24 protein-coding genes and 1 tRNA gene are annotated in these 25,062 nt (G+C 67.6%); 7 read left to right on the top strand and 18 right to left on the bottom strand.

Annotation, left to right across the window (positions count from 1 at the left end; all coding sequences use genetic code 11):
- Window positions 1-12: 12 nt before the first annotated feature.
- From WT60_RS33795 to rpoH, 6 genes are all read right to left on the bottom strand, one after another.
- Window positions 13-252: a hypothetical protein gene (locus WT60_RS33795; RefSeq protein ID WP_145986818.1), complete on the bottom strand. Its 240-nt coding sequence runs from the start codon at window positions 250-252 to the stop codon at window positions 13-15.
- A gap of 695 nt (window positions 253-947) precedes the next feature.
- On the bottom strand, window positions 948-1,046 hold the full coding sequence (cydX, locus tag WT60_RS17690; protein ID WP_004550904.1) for a cytochrome bd-I oxidase subunit CydX: 99 nt from the start codon (window positions 1,044-1,046) through the stop codon (window positions 948-950).
- An 80-nt stretch (window positions 1,047-1,126) separates the two neighbouring features.
- Window positions 1,127-2,263: a cytochrome d ubiquinol oxidase subunit II gene (cydB, locus tag WT60_RS17685; protein ID WP_038744474.1), complete on the bottom strand. Its 1,137-nt coding sequence runs from the start codon at window positions 2,261-2,263 to the stop codon at window positions 1,127-1,129.
- Window positions 2,264-2,294: 31 nt separating this feature from the next.
- On the bottom strand, window positions 2,295-3,890 hold the full coding sequence (locus tag WT60_RS17680) for a cytochrome ubiquinol oxidase subunit I (RefSeq protein WP_059575792.1): 1,596 nt from the start codon (window positions 3,888-3,890) through the stop codon (window positions 2,295-2,297).
- Entirely contained in the window at window positions 3,880-4,164 is a 285-nt protein-coding gene (gene cydP / locus WT60_RS17675; RefSeq protein ID WP_038744485.1) for a cytochrome oxidase putative small subunit CydP, read from the bottom strand. Before cydP ends, WT60_RS17680 begins: the two co-directional genes overlap by 11 nt.
- A gap of 341 nt (window positions 4,165-4,505) precedes the next feature.
- Window positions 4,506-5,441: an RNA polymerase sigma factor RpoH gene (gene rpoH, locus WT60_RS17670; protein WP_038744472.1), complete on the bottom strand. Its 936-nt coding sequence runs from the start codon at window positions 5,439-5,441 to the stop codon at window positions 4,506-4,508.
- 364 nt (window positions 5,442-5,805) lie between these two features.
- On the opposite strand from rpoH, the gene WT60_RS17660 reads away from it, so the two are divergent.
- Both WT60_RS17660 and WT60_RS17655 read left to right on the top strand, forming a co-directional pair.
- Window positions 5,806-6,375: an acyloxyacyl hydrolase gene (locus tag WT60_RS17660; protein ID WP_059575794.1), complete on the top strand. Its 570-nt coding sequence runs from the start codon at window positions 5,806-5,808 to the stop codon at window positions 6,373-6,375.
- 41 nt (window positions 6,376-6,416) lie between these two features.
- On the top strand, window positions 6,417-6,803 hold the full coding sequence (locus WT60_RS17655; RefSeq protein ID WP_059644345.1) for a nuclear transport factor 2 family protein: 387 nt from the start codon (window positions 6,417-6,419) through the stop codon (window positions 6,801-6,803).
- 371 nt (window positions 6,804-7,174) lie between these two features.
- On the opposite strand, the gene leuA is transcribed toward WT60_RS17655, so the two are convergent.
- A complete protein-coding gene (gene leuA, locus WT60_RS17650) occupies window positions 7,175-8,815 on the bottom strand; it encodes a 2-isopropylmalate synthase (protein WP_038744470.1) in 1,641 nt (546 codons plus the stop codon).
- Here leuA and WT60_RS35725 point away from each other — a divergent pair.
- Window positions 8,709-8,972 (top strand): hypothetical protein, encoded by a 264-nt coding sequence (locus tag WT60_RS35725; RefSeq protein ID WP_081989336.1) that lies wholly within the window; start codon window positions 8,709-8,711, stop codon window positions 8,970-8,972. The two genes, leuA and WT60_RS35725, sit on opposite strands and share 107 nt — an antisense overlap.
- 266 nt (window positions 8,973-9,238) lie before the next feature.
- Here WT60_RS35725 and ybiB read toward each other — a convergent pair whose 3' ends face one another.
- Genes ybiB through nirB form a run of 4 tightly spaced genes read right to left on the bottom strand, consistent with a single transcriptional unit; the run spans window position 9,239 to window position 15,963 of the window.
- Window positions 9,239-10,219, bottom strand: a complete 981-nt coding sequence (gene ybiB / locus WT60_RS17640; RefSeq protein ID WP_038744469.1) for a DNA-binding protein YbiB — start codon at window positions 10,217-10,219, stop codon at window positions 9,239-9,241.
- On the bottom strand, window positions 10,216-13,071 hold the full coding sequence (locus tag WT60_RS17635; RefSeq protein WP_060356803.1) for a nitrate reductase: 2,856 nt from the start codon (window positions 13,069-13,071) through the stop codon (window positions 10,216-10,218). Before WT60_RS17635 ends, ybiB begins: the two co-directional genes overlap by 4 nt.
- A complete protein-coding gene (locus WT60_RS17630) occupies window positions 13,068-13,463 on the bottom strand; it encodes a nitrite reductase (NAD(P)H) small subunit (protein WP_059575803.1) in 396 nt (131 codons plus the stop codon). The genes WT60_RS17635 and WT60_RS17630 overlap by 4 nt, the downstream gene beginning before the upstream one ends.
- 55 nt (window positions 13,464-13,518) lie before the next feature.
- On the bottom strand, window positions 13,519-15,963 hold the full coding sequence (gene nirB / locus WT60_RS17625; RefSeq protein ID WP_038744466.1) for a nitrite reductase large subunit NirB: 2,445 nt from the start codon (window positions 15,961-15,963) through the stop codon (window positions 13,519-13,521).
- A 393-nt stretch (window positions 15,964-16,356) separates the two neighbouring features.
- Here nirB and maiA point away from each other — a divergent pair, with 393 nt between their 5' ends.
- A complete protein-coding gene (gene maiA / locus WT60_RS17615; RefSeq protein ID WP_038744465.1) occupies window positions 16,357-17,001 on the top strand; it encodes a maleylacetoacetate isomerase in 645 nt (214 codons plus the stop codon).
- A 111-nt stretch (window positions 17,002-17,112) separates the two neighbouring features.
- On the opposite strand, the gene ftsY is transcribed toward maiA, so the two are convergent.
- Window positions 17,113-18,411: a signal recognition particle-docking protein FtsY gene (gene ftsY / locus WT60_RS17610; protein ID WP_060356804.1), complete on the bottom strand. Its 1,299-nt coding sequence runs from the start codon at window positions 18,409-18,411 to the stop codon at window positions 17,113-17,115.
- Between the two features lie 255 nt (window positions 18,412-18,666).
- On the opposite strand from ftsY, the gene rsmD reads away from it, so the two are divergent.
- From rsmD to WT60_RS17590, 3 genes are all read left to right on the top strand, one after another.
- A complete protein-coding gene (rsmD, locus tag WT60_RS17605) occupies window positions 18,667-19,293 on the top strand; it encodes a 16S rRNA (guanine(966)-N(2))-methyltransferase RsmD (RefSeq protein WP_059575811.1) in 627 nt (208 codons plus the stop codon).
- Window positions 19,294-19,404: 111 nt separating this feature from the next.
- Window positions 19,405-19,905, top strand: a complete 501-nt coding sequence (gene coaD, locus WT60_RS17595) for a pantetheine-phosphate adenylyltransferase (RefSeq protein WP_038744460.1) — start codon at window positions 19,405-19,407, stop codon at window positions 19,903-19,905.
- Window positions 19,906-19,968: 63 nt separating this feature from the next.
- On the top strand, window positions 19,969-20,232 hold the full coding sequence (locus WT60_RS17590; RefSeq protein WP_038744459.1) for a YfhL family 4Fe-4S dicluster ferredoxin: 264 nt from the start codon (window positions 19,969-19,971) through the stop codon (window positions 20,230-20,232).
- A 143-nt stretch (window positions 20,233-20,375) separates the two neighbouring features.
- Here the strand turns inward: WT60_RS17590 and hisC are convergent, their stop codons facing one another.
- The 6 genes from hisC to ispE all read right to left on the bottom strand — a co-directional run bounded on the left by hisC (window position 20,376) and on the right by ispE (window position 25,044).
- Window positions 20,376-21,443 carry a histidinol-phosphate transaminase gene (gene hisC / locus WT60_RS17585; protein WP_059575889.1) on the bottom strand — a complete coding sequence of 356 codons (1,068 nt, stop codon included), beginning with the start codon at window positions 21,441-21,443 and terminating at the stop codon, window positions 20,376-20,378.
- 78 nt (window positions 21,444-21,521) lie between these two features.
- A complete protein-coding gene (gene pth / locus WT60_RS17580) occupies window positions 21,522-22,127 on the bottom strand; it encodes an aminoacyl-tRNA hydrolase (protein WP_038744458.1) in 606 nt (201 codons plus the stop codon).
- Window positions 22,128-22,250: 123 nt separating this feature from the next.
- Window positions 22,251-22,865 (bottom strand): 50S ribosomal protein L25/general stress protein Ctc, encoded by a 615-nt coding sequence (locus tag WT60_RS17575; protein WP_038744482.1) that lies wholly within the window; start codon window positions 22,863-22,865, stop codon window positions 22,251-22,253.
- 163 nt (window positions 22,866-23,028) lie between these two features.
- Complete coding sequence (locus WT60_RS17570; RefSeq protein ID WP_038744457.1) at window positions 23,029-23,985, bottom strand: ribose-phosphate pyrophosphokinase; 957 nt, start codon at window positions 23,983-23,985, stop codon at window positions 23,029-23,031.
- Between the two features lie 46 nt (window positions 23,986-24,031).
- Window positions 24,032-24,108, bottom strand: a tRNA-Gln gene (locus tag WT60_RS17565).
- A gap of 54 nt (window positions 24,109-24,162) precedes the next feature.
- Complete coding sequence (ispE, locus tag WT60_RS17560) at window positions 24,163-25,044, bottom strand: 4-(cytidine 5'-diphospho)-2-C-methyl-D-erythritol kinase (RefSeq protein WP_059670600.1); 882 nt, start codon at window positions 25,042-25,044, stop codon at window positions 24,163-24,165.
- Window positions 25,045-25,062 lie beyond the last annotated feature (18 nt).

The following is a 25,062-nucleotide window of genomic DNA, read 5'->3' as shown; positions in this document are numbered from 1 at the left end:
GCGTGCGCGTGCTCATGCACGACGTGCGGCCGCGCAGCCGCGGGACGCGAGGCTTGCCGCGATGACGAAGGCTTCGAGCGCGAGATGCGCGCGCCGCGCGGCGCGCGCCGCCGACGATGCGGGACGCACTGCCGGCGAGCGTGCGGCGGCATGGGGTCGAGTGGCGGCGCGCGAATCGAAGCGACGCGCGCGGGCCCGCCCGAACGGGGTGGCAGCGACGATGCCGGCCAAACGGAAACGGGGATTCTTCATGTCTCCTCCACCGGTGTGGATGCGGCCTGTGAGCGACCGTGTGAAAAGATCTTATGAAACCTTCGATTGGTGTTCAAGTGGTATCAATTTGGAATCGGATTGGCATTGAGTTTGATAAAAAGGGGGGGATTGAACGGCGTGTTGGCGGGCGCGTTCGGCGCGCCTGAAACGCATGCGCCGGCATACGCCGGCATGCGCCGTCGCGTTGCGGCGAAGGCAGGCAGATTGCCGACGAAGCGCCGTTCAGGTCAGCCGGTGAAGGGAAGGGGGCGGCGCAGGACGAAGGCGGGAACGGCATGCGTGCGGACAGGAAGCCGATGCGCGGTTCGTCCGCCGCAAGAAAATAGCCGGAAAGCGACGCGCCGGAACGCGCGGCGTCGCGTCGCCGCGGGCCGCGAGCGGTGGGCGCGACGAAGACGTCGTCAGCCCATACGCGCCGCGGCCGACGCGCGGCGACGATTCGCGCCGAGGGCGTATTTTTCGTGCGCGCACGGCAAGAAACAAAAAGCCCTCGCACGAGGCGAGGGCGTGTCCTGCTTCATGGCGACGCGCGCTTTGCATCCGGAGCGAACCAGCGCCGGACGCACGACGCACGACGAACGACGAACGACGCACGACGAACGACGACATCCGCTCGCGTCCGCCGCACCGCCGCGTCGCCGCCGCGCTGAACCGGCCCGACGCGCGCGCGGCGCTCAAGCGTCGCGTTTCTGCCGCGCTTCGAGCCACATCGCATTGATGATGCCGAACGCGAGCGCGACGCCGATGCCGAGAATCCAACTGAAGTACCACATGATCCGACTCCTTCGAAACTTGCGACAATCTTGCGAAAAGCCGGCCGCACGATGCGGCGCACGCGGCGGCCGGCCGGACATCAATACATCGAGTGCCGGTTTTCCTCGAGCGCGCGCGGCGTCACCTTGCCGCGCAGCACGCGATACACCCAGCCGGTGTAGAGCAGGACGATCGGCAGGAACACGATCACCGCGACGAGCATCACTTCGAGCGTGAGCCGGCTCGACGTCGAATCCCAGACCGTCAGGCTGCTCTTCGGATCGAGCGACGACGGCATGATGAACGGGAACATCGAGAAGCCCGCCGTCAGGATCACGCCGGTGATCATGAGGCCCGTGCAGATGAACGCGGTCTTCTCGAGCTTCGAGCCGGCGAGCAGCATCGCGAGCACGCCGCCCGCGATGCCGACGACGGGCGCGGCGATCATCCACGGATACAGGCCGTAGTTCACGAGCCAGAGGCCCGGGGCCGCGGAAACCTGCTTGAGGAGCGGATTCGCGACGGTGTCGACGGGCGCCGCCTGCGTGATCTCGAAGCCGCCGATGAACGATGCGATCAGCGCGCCCGCAAGCGCGAACAGCACGACGGCGACGAGCGACGACACGCGCAGCGCGATCGACGCGCGCTTCGCGATCGCGCCGTCCGTCTTCATCTTGACGAACGCGGCGCCGTGCGCGACGAGCATCGTGAGGCTCACGAGCCCGCAGAGCAGTGCGAACGGATTCAGCAGCGCCCAGAAGCTGCCGTGATAGGTGACGCGCATGTCGGTGTCGAACGCGAACGGCACGCCTTGCAGCAGGTTGCCGAACGCGACGCCGAACACGAGCGCGGGCACGAAGCCGCCCACGAAGAGCGCCCAGTCCCACCCCGCGCGCCAGCGCGGATCGTCGCGCTTGCTGCGGTAGTCGAAGCCGACGGGCCGGAAGAACAGCGCGAACAGCACGAGCAGCATCGCGAAGTAGAAGCCCGAGAACGACGCCGCGTAGACGAGCGGCCACGCGGCGAACATCGCGCCGCCCGCGGTGATGAGCCAGACCTGATTGCCTTCCCAGGTCGCGCCGACCGTGTTGACGATGATGCGGCGCTCGTCGTCGGTCTTGCCGAGGAACGGCAGGAGCGCGGCCGCGCCCATGTCGAAGCCGTCCGTCAGCGCGAAGCCGACGAGCAGTATGCCGACGAGCAGCCACCAGATCACTTTGAGAGTTGCATAGTCCATGACGATTCCTTGTGCGAATTCGATGGCGGCGTCAGGCGGCCGAGCCGGCGACGGCCTGGTCGAGCCGGCGCTTCTCCTGTTCGTGGTGATAGCGGCCGGTGTGCAGCGACGACGGGCCGAGCCGCGCGTACTTGAACATCAGCGTGATCTCGATGATGAAGAGCGCCGTGTAGAACACGATGAAGCCCGCGAGGCTCAGGTACAGATCGGTTGCGGTGAGGCTCGACGCGGACAGGTGCGTCGGCAGGATGCCCGCGATCGTCCACGGCTGGCGGCCCACTTCGGCGACGACCCAGCCGAACTCGGCGGCGAGCCACGGCAGCGGAATCGCCCACACCGCGTAGCGCAGGAACCAGCGGCGGTTGTCCTGCAGCAGCTCGCGGCGCGCGCAGAACCAGAACGCGGCGATGAAGGTCGCGAGGAACAGGAAGCCGAGGAACACCATGATCCGGAACGAGAAGAACACGGGCGCCACGGGCGGAATCGTCTGCTTGGCCGCGGCCTTGATCTGCTCGGGCGTCGCATCGGTCACGTTCGGCGTGAACTGCTTGAGCATCAGGCCATAGCCGAGATATTGCTTGTGCTGGTCGAAGGTCGACTTCGTCTCGGCGCTCGTGTCGCCCGCCTTCAGCTTCTGCAGCGCGCCGTACGCGATCATCCCGCTCTGGATGTGCTCTTCGCTGCGCTTGGCGAGCTCGCGCAGGCCGATCACCGGCTCGTCGATCGAACGCGTCGCGATGAGGCCGAGCGCATACGGGATCTTGATCGCGTAGTCGGTGCGCTCCTCGGCCTGGTTCGGCAGGCCGATCAGCGTGAACGACGCGGGCGCCGGCTGCGTTTCCCATTCGGATTCGATCGCGGCGAGCTTGATCTTCTGCACTTCGCCCGTCGTGTAGCCGGATTCGTCGCCGAGCACGATCACGCACAGCGTCGACGCGAGGCCGAAGCCCGCGGCGACCGCGAACGAGCGCAGCGCGAAGTCGGTGTCGCGCTTCTTCAGCAGATACCACGCGGACACGCCGAGCACGAACATCGCGGCCGTCACGTAGCCGGCCGACACCGTGTGCACGAACTTCACCTGCGCCACCGGGTTGAAGATCACGTCGAAGAGGTTCGACAGCTCCATGCGCATCGTCTGGTAGTTGAACTCGGCGCCGACCGGGTTGTTCATCCAGCCGTTGGCGACGAGAATCCACAGCGCGGACAGGTTCGAGCCGAGCGCGACGAGGAACGTGACGATCAGGTGCTGGACCTTCGACAGGCGGTTCCAGCCGAAGAAGAACAGGCCGACGAACGTCGATTCGAGGAAGAACGCCATCAGCCCTTCGACGGCGAGCGGCACGCCGAAGATGTCGCCGACGTAGTGCGAGTAGTACGACCAGTTCGTGCCGAACTGGAATTCGAGCGTGATCCCCGTCGTCACGCCCATCGCGAAGTTGATCCCGAAGAGCTTGCCCCAGAACTGCGTCATGTCCTTGTAGACCTGCTTGCCGGTCATCACGTAGACGGACTCCATGATGACGAGCAGCCAGGACATGCCGAGCGTGAGCGGGACGAAGAGGAAATGGTAGAGCGCTGTGATGCCGAACTGCAGACGCGACAGATCGACGACTTCGCTACTTATCATGGCGGTCTCCCTGAGTGGGTGCGTATGGCGTCGCCGACAGCAGCTTTGCTGCGACGACGGCAGGCGGCAACGACATGTGCTCGGCCTGCGGATGGTTGAAGAATGCGTACTTGAGCGCGACGAGCAGGATCAGCTTGAAGAGCAGCACGATCGAGAGGTCGCGCGCGAGGGTCGGGCCACGGGCCCAGGCGGCGACCCGAGCGCGCCAACCCGCCCGAGGGGCGGGCGGCGTGTCGTGGGGCGACGCCTTTTTGTTGACGAGAGTCAAAGCCATGATGTCCGGGATAACGCGGTTGGCGCAAAACTGGCCGGTCTCGTGACGCGTTTCGCATACGCGCTGCATCTGTTGGCCGGTCCTCCCAATTGTAGGAGGCGTCCCGGAAAACCCTTAGTGCCGCGCTGCGGCACTCCGTCGCGAAGCGATCGCAGAAACTTGAGCTGGCTCAAGATCTGCGCGAATCGCGATGCGCCGGATGAAATTTTTCATAATGTTGGTCAAGCATGCGCGCGTCGCGCACGGTTTCGCGGCGCACAAAAAAAGCCCGCTGTCGTCGGACAGCGGGCTTTTTCATTTCGGGCGGCCGCGGCGGGCCGGATGTTCGGGCTTGAGCGCGCTTACGCGTACGCGGCGAGCGCCGTGCGCATCTTCTTCATCGCGCTCGCTTCGATCTGGCGGATGCGCTCCGCCGATACGCCGAATTCGGCGGCGAGGTCGTGCAGCGTCGAGCCGCCCGAGCCGTCGTCGTCGACGTTCAGCCAGCGCGCCTCGATGATCCGGCGGCTGCGCGCGTCGAGCGATTCGAGCGCGCGCGCGATGCCGTCCGTCTGCAGCATGTCGCGCTGACGCGCGGCGAGCACGGCGGTCGGCTCGTTGTGCGAATCGGCGAGATAGGCGATCGGCGCGTACGACTCCTCGCCGTCGTCGATCTGGCCCTCGAGCGCGACGTCGCCGCCCGACAGGCGGGTTTCCATCTCGGCCACTTCCTCGCGCTTGACGTTCAGCTCCTGCGCGAGGCCGTCGATTTCCTCCGGCGTGAACGCCTGCGTGCCCTTCTTGTGGCTGCGCAGGTTGAAGAACAGCTTGCGCTGCGCCTTCGTCGTCGCGACCTTCACCGTGCGCCAGTTGCGCAGGATGTATTCGTGAATCTCGGCCTTGATCCAGTGGATCGCGTACGACACGAGGCGCACGTTCTGGGCGGGATCGAAACGCTTGACCGCCTTCATCAGGCCGATGTTGCCTTCCTGGATCAGGTCGCCGTGCGGCAGGCCGTAGCCGAGATAGTTGCGCGCGATCGACACGACGAGCCGCAGGTGCGACAGCACGAGCCGGCGCGCGGCGTCGAGGTTGTTGTCCTCGTGGTATTCGGTCGCGTACTGACGCTCTTCCTCCGCCGTCAGCAGCGGAATCCGGTTCACGGCCTGAATATAGGCGTCGATGTTGCCCAGCTGGCCGGGCAGCATCGAGTGGGATGCGAGCGCCAGCGAGCCTGCCGATGCGGCCTTAGCGGACGCCGGGCGCAAAGTGTTCGGAAGGGTCAATGCGTTGCTCACGTAGAAAACTCCTTTGGAATCAGGGACGAGCCCCATTGCCGGGGCGATTCCTCGATGAATCTTAGCACTCCATCTAGCGGAGTGCTAATCCTTAGAAGGAACAGGGTCGTCGGAGTTCCCGAATTGCTATCGCTTTTGAGGGGGCGATAGCTCTTTCTGCGGCACTGCCCGCGCCCGCTGTCCGTAAGTGTTTGTTTTACGGGCATTTCAGGTAAAGGTTCCTGATTCTTGTCAATTCGGCAGAAAACCATTTCGTCAGACGGTGCCGATCGAAAAAGTCCTTTACCATAAGATGCTGTTCTCTCGAGCCCTAGCGTGTGAATTGCGGCGAGGCTCTATTCAACCAGAGAAGTTGGAGAAAGAGATGAACGATAAGAACGGCGGTCGGGCGGGGCGGATCATCGTGCAGATCGCAGTGGCAACGGCGCTCGCCGGCGGTTCCGGGGCCGCCTTCGCGGATCGCTGGGGATTGCAGCTCGGCGGCGGCGTCGCCGATCACGACATGAAGAAGGGCGACATCGGCGTGGTCTGGGACCCGAACTGGACCTGGTGGGAAATCGGCGGCTGGCACTTCGCGTTCGTCGCCGAGGGGCACGTGTCTTACTGGCGCTATACCGGCGATCACGCGATCAACGACAGCGTCTGGGAAGTCGGCGCGACGCCGATCATACGATTCATCAAGAGCGCGGGCTACGTGCGGCCGTTCGTCGAGGTGGGCGCCGGCGTGCGCTTCCTGTCGCATCCGACGATCTCCCAGAACTATTCGATGTCGACGTCGTTCCAGTTCGCCGACATGGTCGGCATCGGCGCGCAATTCGGCAATCGTCAGCAGTATCAAGCGGGTGTCCGTTTACAGCACGTGTCGAACGCGGGTATCAAAGACCCGAATCCTGGTATAAATTTCAGCCAGCTCTACGTGCAATACAACTTCTGATCGGCGCGCCGGACGCGCGCATGCAGTCGAGGAGCATGGCGATGGCGGCAAAGGTGATCGATGCGATTCGCGCGCTCGAGCGCGACCGGTTTCGTGCGATGGTCGACGGCGACGGCGAGGCGCTCGACGCATTGCTGTCCGACAACGTCTATTACGTGCACACCAACGGCAAACGCGAGACCAAGCAGCAGTTCATCGACGCGATCACGGCAGGGCGCCGTCGCTATCGGCAGATCGAGATCCAGTCGCAGGACGTGCTGCCCGTCGGCGATGCCACGTGCGTCGTCGCGGGGCGCGCGCTGATCGAGATGGAGACGAACAACGGCGGCCTCGTGTTCCCGATCGCCTACACCGCGATTCAGACGCAGGAAAGCGGCCGCTGGCGGCTGCTCGCATGGCAGGCGACGCGCTGCGCGACCGAGAGCTAAGGCCCCGTTTATTGCCGTTTCTTCGCCCTGCTATCGGCGTGAACGGGCCATGGGCGCGAAGCACGCGTTCGTCCGCCAGCCCGCACGCAACTGCCGCTTGCAATCGCCGCCTGCAATCGCCGCCTGCAATCGCCGCCTGCTTTTGCGCCTCTTTCCTGGTCCTTTCTCGACCGTTTTTCTCAGCCGTCGCTCTCAGCCGTCGTTCTCGGCCGTTCTTCCGGCCCCTCGTCGGGGCCCTTCGTCGCCGTGCGGTTTCGTGAGCCGCCCGGCGTGCGCCGGCGCGCCGCGGATCGCGCGTCGCACCGGTTGTCGCGCGGCGGCGTGCGCCGCGCGAGGTTCGTCCTGTCGTTCGCCCGCCGTTGCGCGCGGCGTCAGGCGGCCGCGCGCCGCTCGTCGCAGCTCCACGCCGAGCGGTTGATCGCGCTCGCGACCGCATCCGTCGCGGCCGCGACCGGATCGCGATGCACGCCGGCGCCGTGGCGCAGCGCGGCGTCGCCGACCTTCGCGCCGACGAACACCACGGTGTCGCCGCTCGCGGTGCGCTCGACTTCGCACGACGCGACGCCGATCGCGACGCCCGCCGCCGCGGCGAACGCGGCCGCGGCCTGCCGCGCCGCGCCTGGCGCGTCGTCCGCGCGAGCGAGCGCGATTTCGCGGTCATGCCAGCTCGCCGACGCGCCCGCGCGCGCGGCGGGGCCCATCGTCCGCAGGTATTCGCGCGTGAAGAGCTCGCAGATCGCGTCGCCCGTCACTTCTTCGCCCGAAGCGTCGGCGAGCGCCTGCACCGCATGGCTGAATTCGATCTGCACGCGGCGCGGCGGCGCGAAGCCCATGCCGCGCTCGAGCAGGTACGTCGCGCCGCCCTTGCCGGACTGGCTGTTGACGCGGATCACCGCGTCGTAGCTGCGGCCGAGATCGGCGGGATCGATCGGCAGATACGGCACTTCCCAGATCGCGTCGGGCTTTTGCTGCGCGAGGCCCTTGCGGATCGCGTCCTGATGCGAGCCGGAGAACGCGGTGAAGACGAGGTCGCCCGCGTACGGGTGGCGCGGATGCACGGGAATCTGGTTGCAGCGCTCGACGACGCGGCGCACCGCGTCGATGTCCGAGAAATCGAGCCCCGGATCGATCCCCTGCGTGTAGAGGTTCAGCGCGAGCGTGACGAGATCGACGTTGCCCGTGCGCTCGCCGTTGCCGAACAGGCACCCCTCGATGCGGTCCGCGCCCGCGAGCAGCGCGAGCTCGGCCGCCGCGACCGCGGTGCCGCGATCGTTGTGCGGATGCACCGACAGCACGATGCTGTCGCGGTAGCCGAGATTGCGGTCCATCCATTCGATCTGGTCGGCGAACACGTTCGGCGTCGCGGCCTCGACGGTCGCGGGCAGGTTCACGATCATCTTGTGATCGCGCGTGGGCCGCCAAGTCTGCGCGACCGCGTCGCAGACCTCGCGCGCGAACGACAGCTCGGTCATGCTGAACGTCTCGGGCGAGTACTGGAACGTCCAGTGCGTGCCGGGGCGCGCCTGCGCGTGCGCCTTGATGATGCGCGTGCCCTCGACCGCCAGCGCCTTCACGTCGTCCTTCGACATTCCGAACACGATGCGGCGGAACGACGGGCAGATCGCGTTGTACAGGTGCACGATCGCGCGCGGCGCGCCTTCGAGCGCATCGAACGTGCGCGCGATCAGATCCTCGCGCGACTGCACGAGCACTTCGATCGTCACGTCGTCGGGAATGCGCCGCTCGTCGATCAGCTTGCGCACGAAATCGAAGTCGGTTTGCGACGCCGACGGAAAACCGACTTCGATCTCCTTGAAGCCGATCGCGACGAGCATCTCGAAGAACTCGAGCTTCTGCTCGATCGTCATCGGCTCGATCAGCGACTGGTTGCCGTCGCGCAGATCGGTGCTCATCCAGATCGGCGCGCGCTCGATCGTGCGGCTCGGCCATCGGCGTCCGTTGATGCGGACGGGTTCGAACGGTCGGTATTTGTCGGCGGGGTTGCGCTTCATCGTTGCCTCGGGCGGTCAAGTCGCGAGCGAAGACGGACGGCATGACGCGCCGGTGGGCGCCGCCTGCGCACGTGCATGCCCGATGGCACGACGACGCGGAATCTTCGCGATTCGCCCGTCGGATCGACGAACGAAAGCTGACGACTACGGGTTGTAAAAAACTGCGAGAAAGAAACTGCGGGGAACTGCTAGGGGAGGGACCGCGCCGGGACGACGCGGCGCCACGACAGCTTTACGCTAGTCGTAGCGATAGCGGCCGCGCTAGGCGGCCGGAGGTAATTCGGAGGGTGTTCTGGAAGGAACGCATGACGACAACTCTATGCGAAGTCGACGGCGGCTGTCAATCGTCGGGGTATTCGAAGGCGGCGGGCGGCATGTCCGGGGGCGGCGCGCCGCCCGCCGGCGCTCCGAGGCTCATTCGGCTCATTCGACGATCCGCGCGAGCCGCACGATCGTCTCGACCTGCGTCGCGACCGCGTCCGGAATCGGGATCTCGCCGCGCATCACGGCGTCGGTCCACGCGGCCGTCGTTGCCGCGTCGCGCGACGCGGGCAGCTCGACGGGCGGCGCGTCGGGCGACGAGCGCACCGGTTCGACGACCGTCTCGCAACGGCCGTCGTGCAGCCAGTCGACCTGCACCTGGCGGCGCGTGTCGGCGACCGCCTCGCCCTCGGTGCCGCGCGCGAGCAGCGCGCCGCCCGCGCCGGCCGCCGGGTGTTCGCGGAACAGCTCGACGAGGCTGTCGCGATACGGCGGATGCGTGTAGTTCACGAGCCGTAGCCCGGCGGGCTCGAACGGCTGCAGCAGCTTGACGACCGTGTGCGTCGAGTTGCGCACGCCGAGCACGCGCCGCAGCGCGAGGAGCCGCGCGAGCTTCGGCGCGAGCACGTCGATCGGCGCGAACGCGGCGCGGCGCTCGGCGAGCGTGTCCTCGATTTCGTCGTGCGACCCGCCGGGCGCAATCGCCAGCTCGGTGAAGATCTCCGCGCTCGTCACGCGGCCCGGGTCTTCCGTCACGCCGTGCACGAGCACCGGCACGCCCTCGCGCGCGAGCAGCAGCGCGAGCAGCGGCACGAGATTCGGCTGCCTGCGCGCGCCGTTGTAGCTCGGGATCGATACCGTGTGGAACGCGGCGTCCTGCACGTGCAGCGGCTCGAACGACGCCTGCGCGGCGGCGAGCATCGCCGCGAGCTCGGCGGCCGTCTCGCCCTTGAGCCGGTACGCGATCAGGATCGCGCCGAGCTCGACGTCGGATACGTGCCCGTCGAGCATCGCGCGGTAGAGCGCCAACGCGTCGTCGTACGGCAGCGCGCGTGCGCCGTTCGGTCCGCGCCCGATCTCCTTGATGAAGCGGGCGCACGGGAAGTGGTCGGGCAGGGCGGCGTTGGCGTCGGTTTCGGTCATCGAGGGGAAGGGGCCGCGGCCGTCGCGGTTTCGGCGATCAGGCGGCGCAGCTCGGGTATGCAGGAACCACACTGAGTACCGCATTTGAGCCGTTCTTGCAAGTTCGCGAGCCGCTCGCCGGGCGCCGCGGACGGCGCATCGGCCGTCAGCACGGCGCCGATCTCGCGCTCGCTCACGCCCACGCAGTTGCAGATCGTGCGGCCGCGCGCGGGCGCCGTTTGCAGCGGCACGCGGCCCGCGAACAGCAGCAGGCGGCCGAGCGCGCCGACGCCCGCGCCGCTCTCGACGTACTCGCGCAGTGCGGCCGCGCCGTCCTCGGTCGCGCCCGCCGCGCCGGCGACCGAGAACGCGACGAGCGCGCCGTCGACGATTCGCACGCGCCGGCCGGTGCCGCGCCGCGCGTCGCCGTAGCTCATCACGTCGGCCGCTTGCGCGGGCAATTCGAAGAGCGCCTCGATTTCGCGTTGCAGCTCGGCGGGCGCGGGCTCGTACGCGGCGACGCGCCACGCGAGCCCCGTGTAGCCGTCGGTGCCGAACGGCACGCAGCTCGCATACGGGAAGCGCGCGAAGAACGCGCGCGCGGCCCGCTGGCGAGCGAGCATCGCGTCGGCCGGCACGCGCGCGGCGATCAGCCAGCGCCACGGCAGGTCGGCCTTCAGCAGCTTGATCGCCGCGTGCTTGAGCTCGGGCTGCTGCGAGTACGGATCGCGCGCGGGCGTCGTGAGCGCGTTGATGCCCATCGCCGCGCGATTGCCCGCGACGCCCGACACGTATTCGTCGCCCCAGTGCATCGGCGCGAACGCCTGACCGGGGACGATCGCGTCGTCGGCGCGCGCGGGCAGGAGCGCGCTGCCGCGCCGCGACGTCAGATGGACGAAGTCGTGCGGGCCGAGCGCGAGCCGGGCGCAATCGCCGGGATTGAGCTCGACGCAAGGCTGCGGCGCGTGTGCGAACAGTTTCGCGACCGAGCCGGTGCGGCTGCCGCCGTGCCATTGGTCGCGCAGGCGGCCCGTCGTCAGCGCGAAGCGGTAGCGCGCGTCGAGCGCCTCGGCGACCGGCTGATACGGCGCGGGCACGAAGCGCGCGCGGCCGTCGGCGGTCGGAAAGCGGCCGTCCGCGTACAGGCGCGCGAGCCCGCGCTCGGCGCCCGCCGGAAACGGCCATTGCTGCGGGCCGTCGCGCGCGAGCAGCGGCCACGACAGCCCGCCGATGTCGCAATCGCGGCCGACCGTCGTCGCGCGGTGTTCGTTCCACACGGCTTCGGCGTGCGCATGCGCAAAGAGGGTCGGGCGGCCGGGCGCGAGCCGCGCTTCGAGCCGGCGGCCCACGTCGGCGGCGATTTGCCAGTCGGCGCGCGCGTCGCCGTACGGCTGCGTCGCCGCGCGCACGCGTGAAATGCGCCGCTCGGAGTTCGTCACCGTGCCTTCCTTCTCGCCCCACGTGGCCGCGGGCAGCAGCACGTCGGCGTAAGGCGCGGTGCCCGTGTGCGCGTACGCGTCCTGCAGCACGACGAACTCCGCGCGTTCGAGCCCCGCGCGCGTGACCGTCTGGCTCGGGATCGAGTGCGCGGGGTTCGTGCAGACGATCCAGATCGCCTTCAGCGTGCCCTCGGCGAGCCGCTCGAACATCTCGACCGCGGTGAGGCCCGGCTTCGCCGGCAGATCGGGCACGCCCCAGAGGCGCGCGATTTCCGCGCGGTCGGCCGGGTTCGCGAGATCGCGGTGCGCGGACGCGAGCGTCGCCATGCCGCCCACCTCGCGGCCGCCCATCGCGTTCGGCTGGCCCGTCAGCGAGAACGGCCCCGCGCCAGGCTTGCCGATCTGGCCCGTCGCGAGATGCAGGTTGATGAGCGCGACGTTCTTCGTCGTGCCGGTCGCCGACTGGTTGAGCCCCTGGCAGTACAGCGACAGCGACGGCCCCGCGCCGAACCAGCGCGCGGCCTGCACGATGTCGTCCGCGCGCAGCCCGCAAACCTGCGCGGCCGCGGCGGGCGTCGCGTCGCGCACCGAGTCGCGCAATGCGTCGAAGCCTTGCGTGTGCGCGCCGATGAACGCGGAATCGAGCGCGCCGTCCCAGATCAGCACGTGCAGCATCGCGTTGAACAGCATCGTGTCGGTGCCGGGCTGCAGCGCGAGATGCAGCGTCGCGTCGCTCGCCGAATCGGTGCGGCGCGGATCGGCGACGATCACCTTCATCTGCGGATTGCGCGCGCGCGCGGCTTCGAGCCGCCGGTACAGGATCGGATGCGCGTACGCGGGATTCGCGCCCGCGATCAGCACGGTGCCCGCATGATCGAGGTCCTCGTAGCTGCACGGCGGCGCGTCTGCGCCGAGCGTCTTCTTGTAGCCGACGACGGCCGAGCTCATGCAAAGGCGCGAGTTCGAATCGATGTTGTTCGTGCCGACGAGCCCCTTCGCGAGCTTGTTGAAGACGTAGTAGTCCTCGGTCAGCAGCTGGCCGGAGATGTAGAAGCCGACCGCGTCCGGCCCGTGCTGCTCGACGATGCGCGCGAAGCGCAGCGCGACGTGATCGAGCGCGTCGTCCCACGACACGCGCGTGCGCGCCGCGTCGCGCGACAGGCGCAGCTCGGGATGCGTCGCGCGCGTCTGCGCGTAGCGCTCGGGCGTCGCCGTCAGATGCAGCGTGCTGCCCTTCGAGCACAGGCGCCCGAAGTTCGCCGGATGCTCGGGGTCGCCGCGCACGCCGACGATCCGGTCGCGGCCGTCGGCGTCGCGCCGGGTCTCGATCACGACGCCGCAGCCGACGCCGCAATAGCAGCACGTCGAGCGCGTTTCGCGCACGGCGTCGGGCGTGTCTTGCGCGGCGGGCTGCGCGAGCGTCTCGATCGTCATGCGGCGGCGCCCGGCGACACGAGCGCGACTGGCTGCGGCGCGCTGTCGATGCCGAGCGTCGCGAGCTCGGCGCGATCGAGCAGCACCGCGTCGCCGTCGCGCTTCACGCTGAAGACGGTCGTGCAGCCGTCGTCGGGCGGCAGCGCGCAGCCGCTCGCGAACGCGAGGTTCAGGCCGTGCAGCGGACACGTGACCTGCTCGCCGTGGACGATGCCTTGCGACAGCGGGCCGCCCTTGTGCGGGCAGCGGTCGAGCAGCGCGAACACCGCGTCGCTCGCGGTGCGAAAGAGGGCGATCGGCGCGCCGGCGTCACGCGTGAGAACGCGTGCGCCGAGCGGCGGGATGTCGTCGAGCCGGCAGACGGCGATCCATTCGGGTTGCGTGGCGGACATGATTCGAATTCCTTGCTGATTGACTGGGCTCGGATGCGGCGCGATGCGCGGCGTCTCACGCATCGGCGGGCGCGACCGCGATCGGGATGAACTGGCGCAGATCGACCCGCGCGTCGTTCGTGTCGTGCCACGGATCGGGCTCGTCCTTCAACGCGAACTGCAGGCGCTCCCAGAGCGCGCGGCGGTTGTCGGCGTCGTCGAGCACGCGCGCCTTCACGTGATCGATGCCGACGCGCTCGAGATAGTGCACGGTGCGCTCGAGATACCAGCCTTCCTCGCGATAGAGCTGCAGGAACGCACCCGCGTATTCGAGCACTTCCTCGTGCGTCTTCACCTTGCAGAAGAACTGCGCGACCTCGGTCTTGATGCCGCCGTTGCCGCCGACATAGATCTCCCAGCCCGAATCGACGCCGATCACGCCGACGTCCTTGATCCCCGATTCCGCGCAGTTGCGCGGGCAGCCGGACACCGCGAGCTTCACCTTGTGCGGCGCGTACATCCGCCACAGCGCGCGTTCGAGCTGCTGGCCCATCAGCGTCGAATCCTGCGTGCCGAAGCGGCACCATTCGGAGCCGACGCAGGTCTTCACCGTGCGCAGCGCCTTCGCGTACGCGTGGCCGCTCGGCATGCCGAGATCGCGCCACACGCCGGGCAGATCCTCCTTCTTCACGCCGAGCAGGTCGATGCGCTGCCCGCCCGTCACCTTGACGGTCGGGATCGCGTACTTGTCGACGACGTCCGCGATCCGGCGCAGCTCGCTAGCGGTCGTCACGCCGCCCCACATCCGCGGCACGACCGAATACGTGCCGTCCTTCTGGATGTTCGCGTGCGCGCGTTCGTTGATGAAGCGCGACTGCGGATCGTCCTTCGCGTCGTGCGGCCAGGTGCTGATGCAGTAATAGTTGAGCGCCGGGCGGCAGCTCGCGCAGCCGTTCGGCGTGCGCCATTCGAGAAAGCGCATCGCGTCGGGCACCGACAGCAGCTTGTGCTCGCGAATCGCCGTGCGTACTTCGGCATGCGTATGATCGGTGCAGCCGCATATGGGCTTCGCCTTCGGCGACGCCGAGTAGTCGCCGCCCAGCGTCGACATCAGGATCTGCTCGACCAGGCCCGTGCACGAGCCGCACGATGCGGACGCCTTCGTGTGCTTGCGCACGTCGTCGAGCGTGAAGAGGCCCTTTTCCTTGATCGCCGAGACGATCGTGCCCTTGCACACGCCGTTGCAGCCGCACACCTCGGCGTCGTCGGCCATCGACATCGCGCGCGTCGCGCCGCTGTGGCCGGTGTCGCCCAGGCTCGTTTCGCCGAACATCAGCGTGTCGCGGATGTCGGCGATGTTGCGGCCTTCGCGCAGCAGCCTGAAGTACCACGCGCCGTCCGCCGTGTCGCCGTACAGGCACGCGCCGACGATCTTGTCGTCCTTGACCACGAGCTTCTTGTAGACGCCCGCGATCGGGTCCGACAACGTGATGTCTTCCGTGTCGCCGCCGCCGAGGAAGTCGCCCGCGGAGAAGAGATCGATGCCCGTGACCTTGAGCTTCGTCGACGTGACCGAGCCGGCGTAGCGCCCGATGCCGAACTGCGCGAGATGGTTCGCCGCGACCTTCGCCTGCTCGAAGAGGGGCGCGACGAGGCCGTACGCGATGCCGCGATGGCTCACGCATTCGCCGACCGCGTAGATGCGCGGGTCGTAGGTCTGCATCGTGTCGCTGACGACGATTCCGCGGTTGCAATAGAGCCCCGCGCTTTCGGCGAGCGCCGTGTTCGGGCGGATGCCGACCGCCATCACGACTAGGTCGGCCTTGCATTCGCCGCCGTCCTTGAAGCGCACCGCGCGCACGCGGCCGCTTTCGTCGCCGACGAGCGCCTGCGTTTCCTTCGGCATCAGAAACGTCAGGCCGCGCGCCTCGAGCGACGCGCGCAACAGGCTGCCCGCGGTCGCGTCGAGCTGGCGCTCGAGCAGCGTCGGCGCGAGGTGAACGACCGTCACGTCCATCCCGCGCAGCTTCAGGCCGTTCGCCGCTTCGAGGCCGAGCAGGCCGCCGCCGATCACCACCGCGTGCGTGTGCCGTGCGGCGGCGTCGATCATCGCCTGCGTGTCGGCGATGTCGCGATAGCCGAGCACGCCGTCGAGATCCGCGCCCGGGATCGGCAGCATGAACGGATTCGAGCCGGTCGCGAGCAGCAGCCGGTCGTACGCGGCCTCGGTGCCGTCCTCGGCGATCACGGCGCGCTTCACGCGATCGATCTTCACGATCTTCTTGCCGACGTGGAGCGTGATGCCGTGCGATTCGTACCACGCGTAATCGTTGAGGACGATCTGCTCGAGCGTCTGCTCGCCCGCGAGCACGGGCGACAGCAGAATCCGGTTGTAGTTCGGATGCGGCTCGGCGCCGAACACCGTTATGTCATACAGATCGGGCGCCAGCTTGAGCAATTCTTCGAGCGTGCGCACTCCGGCCATGCCGTTGCCGACCATCACCAGCTTCATCTTCCGCATCGGGGATCTCCTGACTGGGCCGCTTGTCGTGGGGGCCCGTGATCGATTCACGGAAAATAGCAATCGCCATGCCACTTTTTATTTGGCCGCTATTTAAAAGGAAGGCGGGGGATCGGGCGGCGATCGCGCGCGTGCGCGTGGTGCGCCGGCGCACGGCTGGCGAGCCGTTTCGCACGCGAAGCGTGCATCGCGGCGGCGACGCACCAGCAAAGTGCCGCCGGATCGGCGGCGCGAAACCGGCGCGGCGCGAGCCGCGTTACACTTTCGGCCGTTGCCGCGGCGTTCGGCTCGACGACGCCGGCGGGCGCCCGCAACGCGGCGGCGCGTTGCCCGCCGCCCGTCGCGCGCGAACGCCGGCGAGAAGATCGACGATCGAGACTATGAGGGACACTGATGAAGCTCTATAGCTATTTCCGCAGTTCGGCGGCGTTTCGCGTGCGTATCGCGCTGCATCTGAAGAAGCTGCCGTTCGACTACGTGCCGGTGCATCTGCTGCGCGACGGCGGCCAGCAATTGACGGACGAATATCGCGCGCTCAACCCCGACGCGCTCGTGCCGACGCTCATCGACGGCGATTCGCCGCTGCAGCAGTCGCTCGCGATCGTCGAATATCTCGACGAAGCGTATCCGGACGTGCCGCTGCTGCCGAAGGCGCCCGTCGACCGCGCGTACGTGCGCGCGATCGCGCTGCAGGTCGCCTGCGAGATTCACCCGCTCAACAATCTGCGCGTGCTGAAGTACCTGAAGCACACGCTGAAGGTCGACGACTACGCGAAGGACGCGTGGTATCGCCACTGGATCGAGGACGGCTTCAAGACGCTCGAGACGCGTCTTTCGAGCGACCCGCGCACGGGCAAGCTGTGCTTCGGCGATACGCCGACGCTCGCCGATCTCTGCATCGTGCCGCAGGTGTTCAATGCGCAGCGCTTCTCGATCGGCCTCGAGCGGTTCCCGACGATTCGGCGCATCCACGATCACGCGATGACGCTCGACGCTTTCAGGGCGGCCGCGCCCGCCGCGCAGCCGGACGCCGAGTGAGCGCGGCGTCGGCCGCGCGCCCATGAAAAACGGGCGCCTCGGGGCGCCCGTTTCGTTGCGTGGCGGGCCGGATCGCCGGAATGGCGACCGGCTGGCGCCGCGCGGCGCGGATTAGCCGAGCAGCGCGTCCGAGAATTCCGCCGCGCTGAACGGCTGCAGATCCTCGACCTTCTCGCCGATGCCGATGAAATACACCGGAATCGGCCGCTGCCGCGCGATCGCGGCGAGGATGCCGCCCTTCGCGGTGCCGTCGAGCTTCGTGACGATGAGGCCCGTGAGGCCGAGCGCGTCGTCGAACGCCTTCACCTGCGTGAGTGCGTTCTGGCCCGTGTTCGCGTCGATCACGAGCAGCACCTCGTGCGGCGCGCCGTCGTGCGCCTTGCCGATCACGCGCTTCACCTTCCGGAGCTCCTCCATCAGATGCAGCTGCGTCGGCAGGCGGCCCGCGGTGTCGGCCATCATCACGTCGATGTTGCGCGCGCGCGCGGCGCTGACCGCGTCGAAGATCACCGCGGCCGGGTCGCCGCTCTCCTGCTGGACCACCGTCACGTTGTTGCGCTCGCCCCAGATCGCGAGCTGTTCGCGCGCGGCCGCGCGGAACGTGTCGCCCGCCGCGAGCATCACCGACTGGTCGAAGCTCTGCAGATGCTTCGCGAGCTTGCCGATGCTCGTCGTCTTGCCCGCGCCGTTCACGCCCGCGATCATCATCACGAGCGGCTGCGCGCGCCCGAGCACGAGCGACTTCTCGAGCGGCTCCAGCAGATCGACGAGCAGGTCGCGCAGCGCGTCCTTCACCTGCTGCGGATCGGTGAGGCGGCCCGTGCGCACCTTTTCGCGCAGCGCGCCGAGCAGATGCTCGGTCGCGTCGACGCCGGCATCCGACATCAGCAGCGCCGTTTCGAGCTCCTCGTAGAGCGCCTCGTCGATCTTCGTGTTGACGAACACGTTCGTGATGCTCGAGCTCGTCTTCGAGAGGCCGGACTTCAGCCGCGCGAGCCACGATTTCTTCGCGGTCGGCTCGGGCGCGGGCGGCGGCACGATCTCGACCGTCTCGACGACGCCGTCGCGGCCGTTCGCCGACGGCGTGACCGTCATCACGACGGACGGCGCGGGCTCGGCGGCCGCGCGCGCCGGCGCGGCGGCGGGCGGCTGTCGGACCGGCGATTCCGGCGCACTGACGGAAGGGGCGGCAGGCGGCGTTGCGGGCGCGGGCGTCTGTGTGACGGCGCGCGACGGCGCCTCGTCGCGCGGGAGCGCAGCGGCGGGGGCGGGGGCGGCGGGCGCATCGACCCGCGCGGCCTCGGACGCGGCCGGGCCGCCGGTGTCGTCCTGCGGCGCTTCGGGCGCTTGCTGCGGCTCGGCCGGTGCGGCGTCGGGCGCTTTCTTGAATCGTTTGAAGAAGCTGAACATGGTTTCGCTTGCGGAAGAGGCGGCGCGCGGCGCCGGGTGCGCCGGTCGGCAGGGCTTGGTGAGCGAGCCCGGCGGCGCGCGTGCGGCGTGCTCGCGCGCCGGAAACGGGACATTTTATCAGGCGCCGGGGCTTCGCCGCGCGGCAGCGGCATGGCCTGCGCGCCGCTTGTGGTAACGTGCGCGTCATCGCGGCGCATCGCGCCGCTTCCGATCGGTTGATTCCGTTTCCAACGTTTCCGTCACGAATTCTTCGGTATGTCCCGTTCCTCTTCGGCGCGGCCGCCGGCGCAGCGAGCCCCAGCGGCCGGCCGCGGCAAGCCGCACACGATCCGCATCATCGGCGGCGACTGGAAGCGCACGCCGCTTCCGGTGCTCGACCTGGACGGCCTGCGTCCGACGCCCGACCGCGTGCGCGAGACGCTCTTCAACTGGCTCGGCCAGGATCTCGAAGGCCGGCGCTGCCTCGATCTGTTCGCGGGCAGCGGCGCGCTCGGCTTCGAGGCCGCGTCGCGCGGCGCGGCGAGCGTCGTGATGGTCGAGCGCCATCCGCGCGCCGCGCAGCAGCTTCGCGCGCTGAAGGACAAGCTCGCCGCGCGCGCGATCGAGATCGCGGAAGCCGACGCGCTGCGCATCGCCGCGGGCCTCGCGCCGCGCTCGTTCGACATCGTGTTCGTCGATCCGCCGTTCGGCGACGCGGCCGCGTTCGCGCGCGCGCTCGCGCTCGCGCCGGATCTCGTCGCGCCGGGCGGCTATCTGTATGTCGAGACGGGCGCGCAGCTCGATGCGTCCGCGCACGCGTCGCTCGCCGGCTGGCAGGTGACGCGGCACGGCAAGGCAGGCGCCGTCCACTATCATTTGCTGCAACGCGAAAATGATGAATAATGCGCGTTCCAAACGAGGCGCCGCGCGCAGCCGCGACGTGCGCCCATGTCGGCGGCCGCGCGCGACGCGCATGGCCGTGACCCCAATTGGCTCGATGACAGGAGGAGCGACATGGTAGTCGCCGTGTACCCGGGTACGTTCGATCCGCTCACGCGAGGCCACGAGGATCTCGTTCGGCGCGCGTCGAGCATTTTTGATACGCTGGTTGTCGGCGTCGCCGACAGCCGCGCGAAAAAGCCGTTCTTCTCGCTCGAGGAGCGTCTGAAGATCGCCAACGAGGTGCTGGGCCATTACCCGAACGTGAAAGTGATGGGCTTCACCGGGCTCTTGAAGGACTTCGTGCGCGCGAACGACGCGCGCGTGATCGTGCGGGGCCTGCGTGCGGTGTCGGATTTCGAGTACGAGTTCCAGATGGCGGGGATGAACCGCTACCTGCTGCCGGACGTCGAGACGATGTTCATGACGCCGTCGGACCAATACCAGTTCATCTCGGGCACGATCGTGCGCGAGATCGCGCAGTTGGGCGGCGACGTCAGCAAGTTCGTGTTTCCGTCGGTCGAGAAATGGCTGACGGAGAAGGTGGCCGCGATGGCCCAGGAGCCGTCCGCGTGAGCGCCGCGCGCGCGGCAGGCGGCCCGAAGCGGCCGGCCGCGCGCCGGCGGAAGTGAGACCAGTATGGCTTTGATGATTACCGACGAGTGCATCAATTGCGACGTGTGCGAGCCCGAGTGCCCGAACGGCGCGATTTCGATGGGCCCGGAAATCTACGTGATCGACCCGAACAAGTGCACCGAGTGCGTCGGCCATTTCGACGAGCCGCAGTGCCAGCAGGTGTGCCCGGTCGAGTGCATTCCGCGGGACCCGAGTCGTCCCGAGACGAAGGACCAATTGATGGCGAAATATCGGGCGCTGATCGCGGCGGAGAAGAACGGCGCGTGATGCGCCGCGGCGATTGACGGGCGAAGCGCGCCGGCGCGGAAAGGCGGCGGCGGGCTGTCCGCCGCCGTACCGCCGCCGCTATCGGTTTCGCTCGTGTTCGTACGTGTTTGTGCGGTTCGTCGCGAGTCCGCGCCGGCGAGCCGCTACGCGAGCAACTCGCGCAGCGCCGCGACGAGCGTGTCGCACTCGGCGTCGGTGCCGACCGTGATGCGCAGGTGCTGATCGATTCGCGGCAGCTTGAAGTGCCGCACGAAAATCTCCCGCTGCTTCAGTTGCGTGGCAAGCGTCGCCGCATCATGGCGCGGATGGCGCGCGAACACGAAGTTCGCCGCCGACGGCACGACGTCGAAGCCGAGCGCGGCCAGCGCGCCGACGAGCCGCTCGCGGCTCGCGATCACCCGCTTTCGCGTGGCCTGGAACCACGCGTCGTCCTCGTAAGAAGCCTGTGTCGCGGCCTGCGCGAGACGATCGAGCGGGTAGGAGTTGAAGCTGTCCTTCACGCGCGTGAGCGCATCGATCAGCGCGACGTCGCCGAACGCGAAACCGACGCGCATGCCGGCGAGCGAGCGCGCCTTCGACGCGGTATGCACGACGAGCAGGTTCGGGTAGCGGGAGATCAGCGACACGGCCGATTCCGCGCCGAAGTCGACGTACGCCTCGTCGATCACGACGACCGAGCTCGGATTCGCGGCGACGATCCGCTCGATGTCGGAAAGCGGCAGCGCGCGGCCCGTCGGCGCGTTCGGGTTCGGGAACAGCACGCAGCCGGCGTCGTCGAGATAGTCGTCGACGACGATCGAGAAATCGTCGGCGAGCGGCACCGTCTCGCACGCGACGCGATAGAGCCGCGCATAGGTCGGGTAGAAGCTGTACGTGATGTCCGGGAAGCGCAGCGGCTTGTCGTGCCGCAGGAGCGCCTGGAACACGTGCGCAAGCACTTCGTCCGAGCCGTTGCCGGCGAACACCTGCTCGGGCGCGACGCCGTGATGCGCGGCGACCGCCTCGCGCAGCTTGCGCGCGACGGGGTCCGGATAGCGGCGCAGCGCCTCGCCCGTGTCGCCGAGCTCGCGCCGGATCGCGTCGACCGCGCGCGGCGACGGCGGATACGGGTTCTCGTTCGTGTTCAGCTTGACGGGATGCGCGAGCGCCGGCTGCTCGCCCGGCACGTACGGCTCGAGTTGATGGACGATGTCGCTCCAGTAACGGCTCACCACGTGGCTCCTGATGCGGTAAAACAACCAGCTTAACCGATGCGCGCGCGGCGCGAGGAGGCGGGAAGAACGCCCGACTCAGGCGCCGTTGCGATGCAGCTGCATCATCGCGCGCTCGGTCTCGCCCTTGACGACGGTGGGCATCACGGCGAGCGCGCGTTCGATCGCGGCGTCGATCACGTCCTGCTCATCCTTGCGCGGCGGCTTCAGCACGAAGTTCGCGACATCGGGTTTCGCGCCCGCGCGCGCGCTTTCGGGAATCAGGTCGCGCGGATGGCCGATGCCGATCCGCAGCCGCCAGTACTGCTGCGAAGACAGATGCGCGGAGATGTCCTTGAGGCCGTTGTGGCCGCCGCTGCCGCCGCCGAGCTTCAACTTGACCGCGCCGGGCGGCAGGTCGAGCTCGTCGTGCGCGACGAGGATTTCGTTCGGCAGGATCTTGAAGAAATGCGCGAGCGCGACGACCGATTGGCCGGAGCGGTTCATGTACGTCTGCGGCTCGAGCAGATGCACTTCCTCGCCGTGGAGGCGCGCTTTCGCGTAGAAGCCATGAAAGCGCCGCTCGTCGCGCAGCGTCGCGCCGGCTTCGCGCGCGAGCTGGTCGACGAGCCAGAAGCCTGCGTTGTGGCGCGTCGCGGTGTATTCCGCCCCGGGATTGCCGAGGCCGACGATCAGTTTGATCATGATGAACGCTTGCCCGTCAGGGCTCGCCCTGGCGGGCTGCAAAAATGAAAAACCCGCCGGGCAAGCCGCGGCGGGTCGTCGACCGTCGTGCGAAACGGTTCGAAAGGCGGGTTCGAAGGGCGCTTAGGCGGCCGGCGTTTCGCCTTCGCCCGCAGCCGCTTCTTCCGACACGGCGCCAGCCGGGATCGTCGCCGAAGCGACCACCGGGTTTTCCGCGTCGCCGTGCGCGGTCAGCGCGACGCCGTTCGGCAGCGCGATGTCCTTCGCGTGCAGCGACTGGCCTGCTTCGATCTTCGACAGATCGACTTCGAGGAATTCCGGCAGGTCGGCCGGCAGGCACTCGATTTCGATTTCCGTCACGACGTGCGACACGACCGCGCTCGACAGCTTCACGGCCGGGCTCGTTTCCGCGTTCAGGAAGTGCAGCGGCACCTTCGTGTGCAGCTTCTTCTTCGGATCGATGCGCTGGAAGTCCACGTGCAGCACGAGCTGACGGAACGGGTGGTATTGCACGTCACGCAGCAGGACGCGTTGCGACTTGCCGGCCACTTCGAGGTCGAGGATCGACGAGTGGAAGGCTTCCTTCTTCAGCGCGTGCCACAGCGCGTTGTGATCGAGCTCGATCATTTGCGGGGCGGTTTCACCACCGTACACGATACCCGTGGTCTTACCGGCGTTGCGCAGGCGGCGGCTCGCACCCGTACCTTGCTGTTGGCGCTCGAAAGCGACGACTTTCATGTGTTTCTCCATTTGCTGCCCGCGACCAGGCAGTAAAACGGGGCCCCGCGACTGCATGAGGCCCCCGATCGAATGGCCGGGGGTTCGTCGGTCCCGGCCGATTGTGCAAAAAGCGAAGCTCGTCGCTTCGCTTTTGCGCTAAACCATTTTGCGGCGGATCGCTTTACGATTCCGCGAACAGCGACATCACCGAATCGCCGCGGCGAATCCGCGAGAACGTTTCGGCGAGAAGGCCCGCGCTCGACAGCGAGCGGATCTTCGGGCACGAGAGCGATTCGGCGGACAGCGGAATCGTGTCGGTGACGACGAGCTCGTCGAGCGCCGAGGCGGCGATCCGGTCGCCCGCGCCGCCCGAGAGCACCGGGTGCGTCGCGTACGCGAACACCTGCTTCGCGCCGCGCTCCTTCAGCACTTGCGCGGCCTTGCAGAGCGTGCCCGCCGTGTCGACCATGTCGTCCATGATCACGCAGGTGCGGCCTTCGACTTCACCGATGATGTTCATCACTTCGGCGACGTTCGCCTTCGGACGACGCTTGTCGATGATCGCGAGATCGCAGTTCAACTGCTTCGCGAGCGCGCGGGCGCGCACGACGCCGCCGACGTCCGGCGACACGACGAGCAGATCCGAGTAGTTCTGCTTGCGCAGGTCGCCCAGCAGGATCGGCGTCGCGTAGATGTTGTCGACGGGGATGTCGAAGAAGCCTTGAATCTGGTCGGCGTGCAGATCCATCGTGATGATCCGCTCGACGCCGGCGATTTCCAGCATGTTCGCGACGACCTTCGCGGAGATCGCGACGCGCGCCGAACGCGGACGGCGATCCTGGCGCGCATAGCCGAAGTAGGGGATGGCGGCGGTGATCCGGCCTGCGGATGCGCGCTTCAACGCATCGACCATGATCATCAGTTCCATCAGGTTGTCGTTCGTCGGCGCGCACGTGGATTGCAGGACGAAGACGTCCTTGCCGCGCACGTTTTCCTGGATTTCGACCTGGATCTCGCCGTCGGAGAAACGGCTGACCATCGCTTTGCCGAGGGGAATACCAAGAATTTTGACGACTTCCTGAGCAAGCGCGGGATTGGCGTTGCCAGTAAAAACCATCAGGCCGTCATGGCTGCTCATCGTGCACCTGCTTCGGGCTTAGGCGGGAAATGCGGGAAAGAAATTTTGGCAGGGGAGGAAGGACTCGAACCCTCGCATGCCGGAATCAAAATCCGGTGCCTTGACCAACTTGGCGACTCCCCTACACTTAACTTTGAGCTCCACCGGAAGTGTAGGCCATCCGATGGCGCAAAAACTTTATGACGCGAAAGCGAAGAGTGGATGCTCACTCAAGCTCTCGGCAATTGCGCTGTTCCAGCCGGCCGGCAGTTTGGCTTGCGCCGCTTCTGCTTCAGCCTTGCTCCTGAACGCTGAAAACACGCTGGCTCCAGAGCCGGTCATCCGCGCGGGGGTCAGATTATAAAACCATTCGACCACCTTTGCAACTTCCGCGTACTTGCTCGTCACAACTTGCTGCATGTCATTCCGGCCGAAGCTGTCCGGCCATCCTGCGTCGCGGCTTTGCTGTGCAAGAAAGTCCGTAATTGTGATGGGCTTTGAATCCCTTGTCAACGATTTATCGGAGAAAATCGCTGCGGTCGGAACATGAACCCGTGGCGTCACAACCAGGAACCAACGAGCCGGCAATTGTACCTGCTGCAATGCTTCTCCGATACCCTCCGCGAACGCATTTTTTCCGAACACGAAAAAGGGCACGTCGGCGCCGAGCTTCACCGCGAGCGATTGCAGTTCCTCTCGCGGCAAATCGAGTTTCCACAGGCGGTTGAGCGCAAGCAGCGTCGTCGCCGCGTCCGAGCTGCCGCCGCCGAGGCCCGCGCCCATCGGCAGGCGCTTGTCGATCTCGATGTCGACGCCGGCTTCGACGCCCGCGTGCGCCTTCAGCAGCGACGCCGCGCGCACGACGAGATCGGTTTGCTCCGGCACGCCCGGCACGTCGGTTTTGCGTGACACCTTGCCGTCGTCGCGCAGCGTGAAATGCAGCGTGTCGCCCCAGTCGAGCAGCTGGAATACGCTTTGCAGTTCGTGATAGCCGTCCGGGCGGCGGCCCGTGATGTGCAGGAACAGGTTCAGTTTCGCCGGGGCGAGGCAGTCGCGCAGCGAGCGGGTCGTATCGGTCATGCTTGAGGAAACGTTGTC

Origin of the sequence: Burkholderia sp. MSMB617WGS (assembly GCF_001532025.2) — a bacterium.
Taxonomy (GTDB): domain Bacteria; phylum Pseudomonadota; class Gammaproteobacteria; order Burkholderiales; family Burkholderiaceae; genus Burkholderia; species Burkholderia savannae.
This window is presented reverse-complemented; position numbering and strand designations above follow the sequence as displayed.

Excerpts from the sequence above, each read along its gene's own strand:
- WT60_RS17570 (WP_038744457.1), bottom strand. The coding sequence starts at position 23,985 with ATGAGCAGCCATGACGGCCTGATGGTTTTTACTGGCAACGCCAATCCC.
- ispE (WP_059670600.1), bottom strand. The coding sequence starts at position 25,044 with ATGACCGATACGACCCGCTCGCTGCGCGACTGCCTCGCCCCGGCGAAA.
- rsmD (WP_059575811.1), top strand. The coding sequence starts at position 18,667 with ATGTCCCGTTCCTCTTCGGCGCGGCCGCCGGCGCAGCGAGCCCCAGCG.
- WT60_RS17590 (WP_038744459.1), top strand. The coding sequence starts at position 19,969 with ATGGCTTTGATGATTACCGACGAGTGCATCAATTGCGACGTGTGCGAG.
- WT60_RS17630 (WP_059575803.1), bottom strand. The coding sequence starts at position 13,463 with ATGTCCGCCACGCAACCCGAATGGATCGCCGTCTGCCGGCTCGACGAC.
- WT60_RS33795 (WP_145986818.1), bottom strand. The coding sequence starts at position 252 with ATGAAGAATCCCCGTTTCCGTTTGGCCGGCATCGTCGCTGCCACCCCG.
- ybiB (WP_038744469.1), bottom strand. The coding sequence starts at position 10,219 with ATGACCGAAACCGACGCCAACGCCGCCCTGCCCGACCACTTCCCGTGC.
- maiA (WP_038744465.1), top strand. The coding sequence starts at position 16,357 with ATGAAGCTCTATAGCTATTTCCGCAGTTCGGCGGCGTTTCGCGTGCGT.
- WT60_RS17660 (WP_059575794.1), top strand. The coding sequence starts at position 5,806 with ATGAACGATAAGAACGGCGGTCGGGCGGGGCGGATCATCGTGCAGATC.
- coaD (WP_038744460.1), top strand. The coding sequence starts at position 19,405 with ATGGTAGTCGCCGTGTACCCGGGTACGTTCGATCCGCTCACGCGAGGC.
- WT60_RS17635 (WP_060356803.1), bottom strand. The coding sequence starts at position 13,071 with ATGACGATCGAGACGCTCGCGCAGCCCGCCGCGCAAGACACGCCCGAC.
- cydB (WP_038744474.1), bottom strand. The coding sequence starts at position 2,263 with ATGGACTATGCAACTCTCAAAGTGATCTGGTGGCTGCTCGTCGGCATA.
- pth (WP_038744458.1), bottom strand. The coding sequence starts at position 22,127 with ATGATCAAACTGATCGTCGGCCTCGGCAATCCCGGGGCGGAATACACC.
- ftsY (WP_060356804.1), bottom strand. The coding sequence starts at position 18,411 with ATGTTCAGCTTCTTCAAACGATTCAAGAAAGCGCCCGACGCCGCACCG.
- cydP (WP_038744485.1), bottom strand. The coding sequence starts at position 4,164 with ATGGCTTTGACTCTCGTCAACAAAAAGGCGTCGCCCCACGACACGCCG.
- WT60_RS17655 (WP_059644345.1), top strand. The coding sequence starts at position 6,417 with ATGGCGGCAAAGGTGATCGATGCGATTCGCGCGCTCGAGCGCGACCGG.
- WT60_RS17575 (WP_038744482.1), bottom strand. The coding sequence starts at position 22,865 with ATGAAAGTCGTCGCTTTCGAGCGCCAACAGCAAGGTACGGGTGCGAGC.
- cydX (WP_004550904.1), bottom strand. The coding sequence starts at position 1,046 with ATGTGGTACTTCAGTTGGATTCTCGGCATCGGCGTCGCGCTCGCGTTC.
- nirB (WP_038744466.1), bottom strand. The coding sequence starts at position 15,963 with ATGCGGAAGATGAAGCTGGTGATGGTCGGCAACGGCATGGCCGGAGTG.
- leuA (WP_038744470.1), bottom strand. The coding sequence starts at position 8,815 with ATGAAGCGCAACCCCGCCGACAAATACCGACCGTTCGAACCCGTCCGC.
- WT60_RS17680 (WP_059575792.1), bottom strand. The coding sequence starts at position 3,890 with ATGATAAGTAGCGAAGTCGTCGATCTGTCGCGTCTGCAGTTCGGCATC.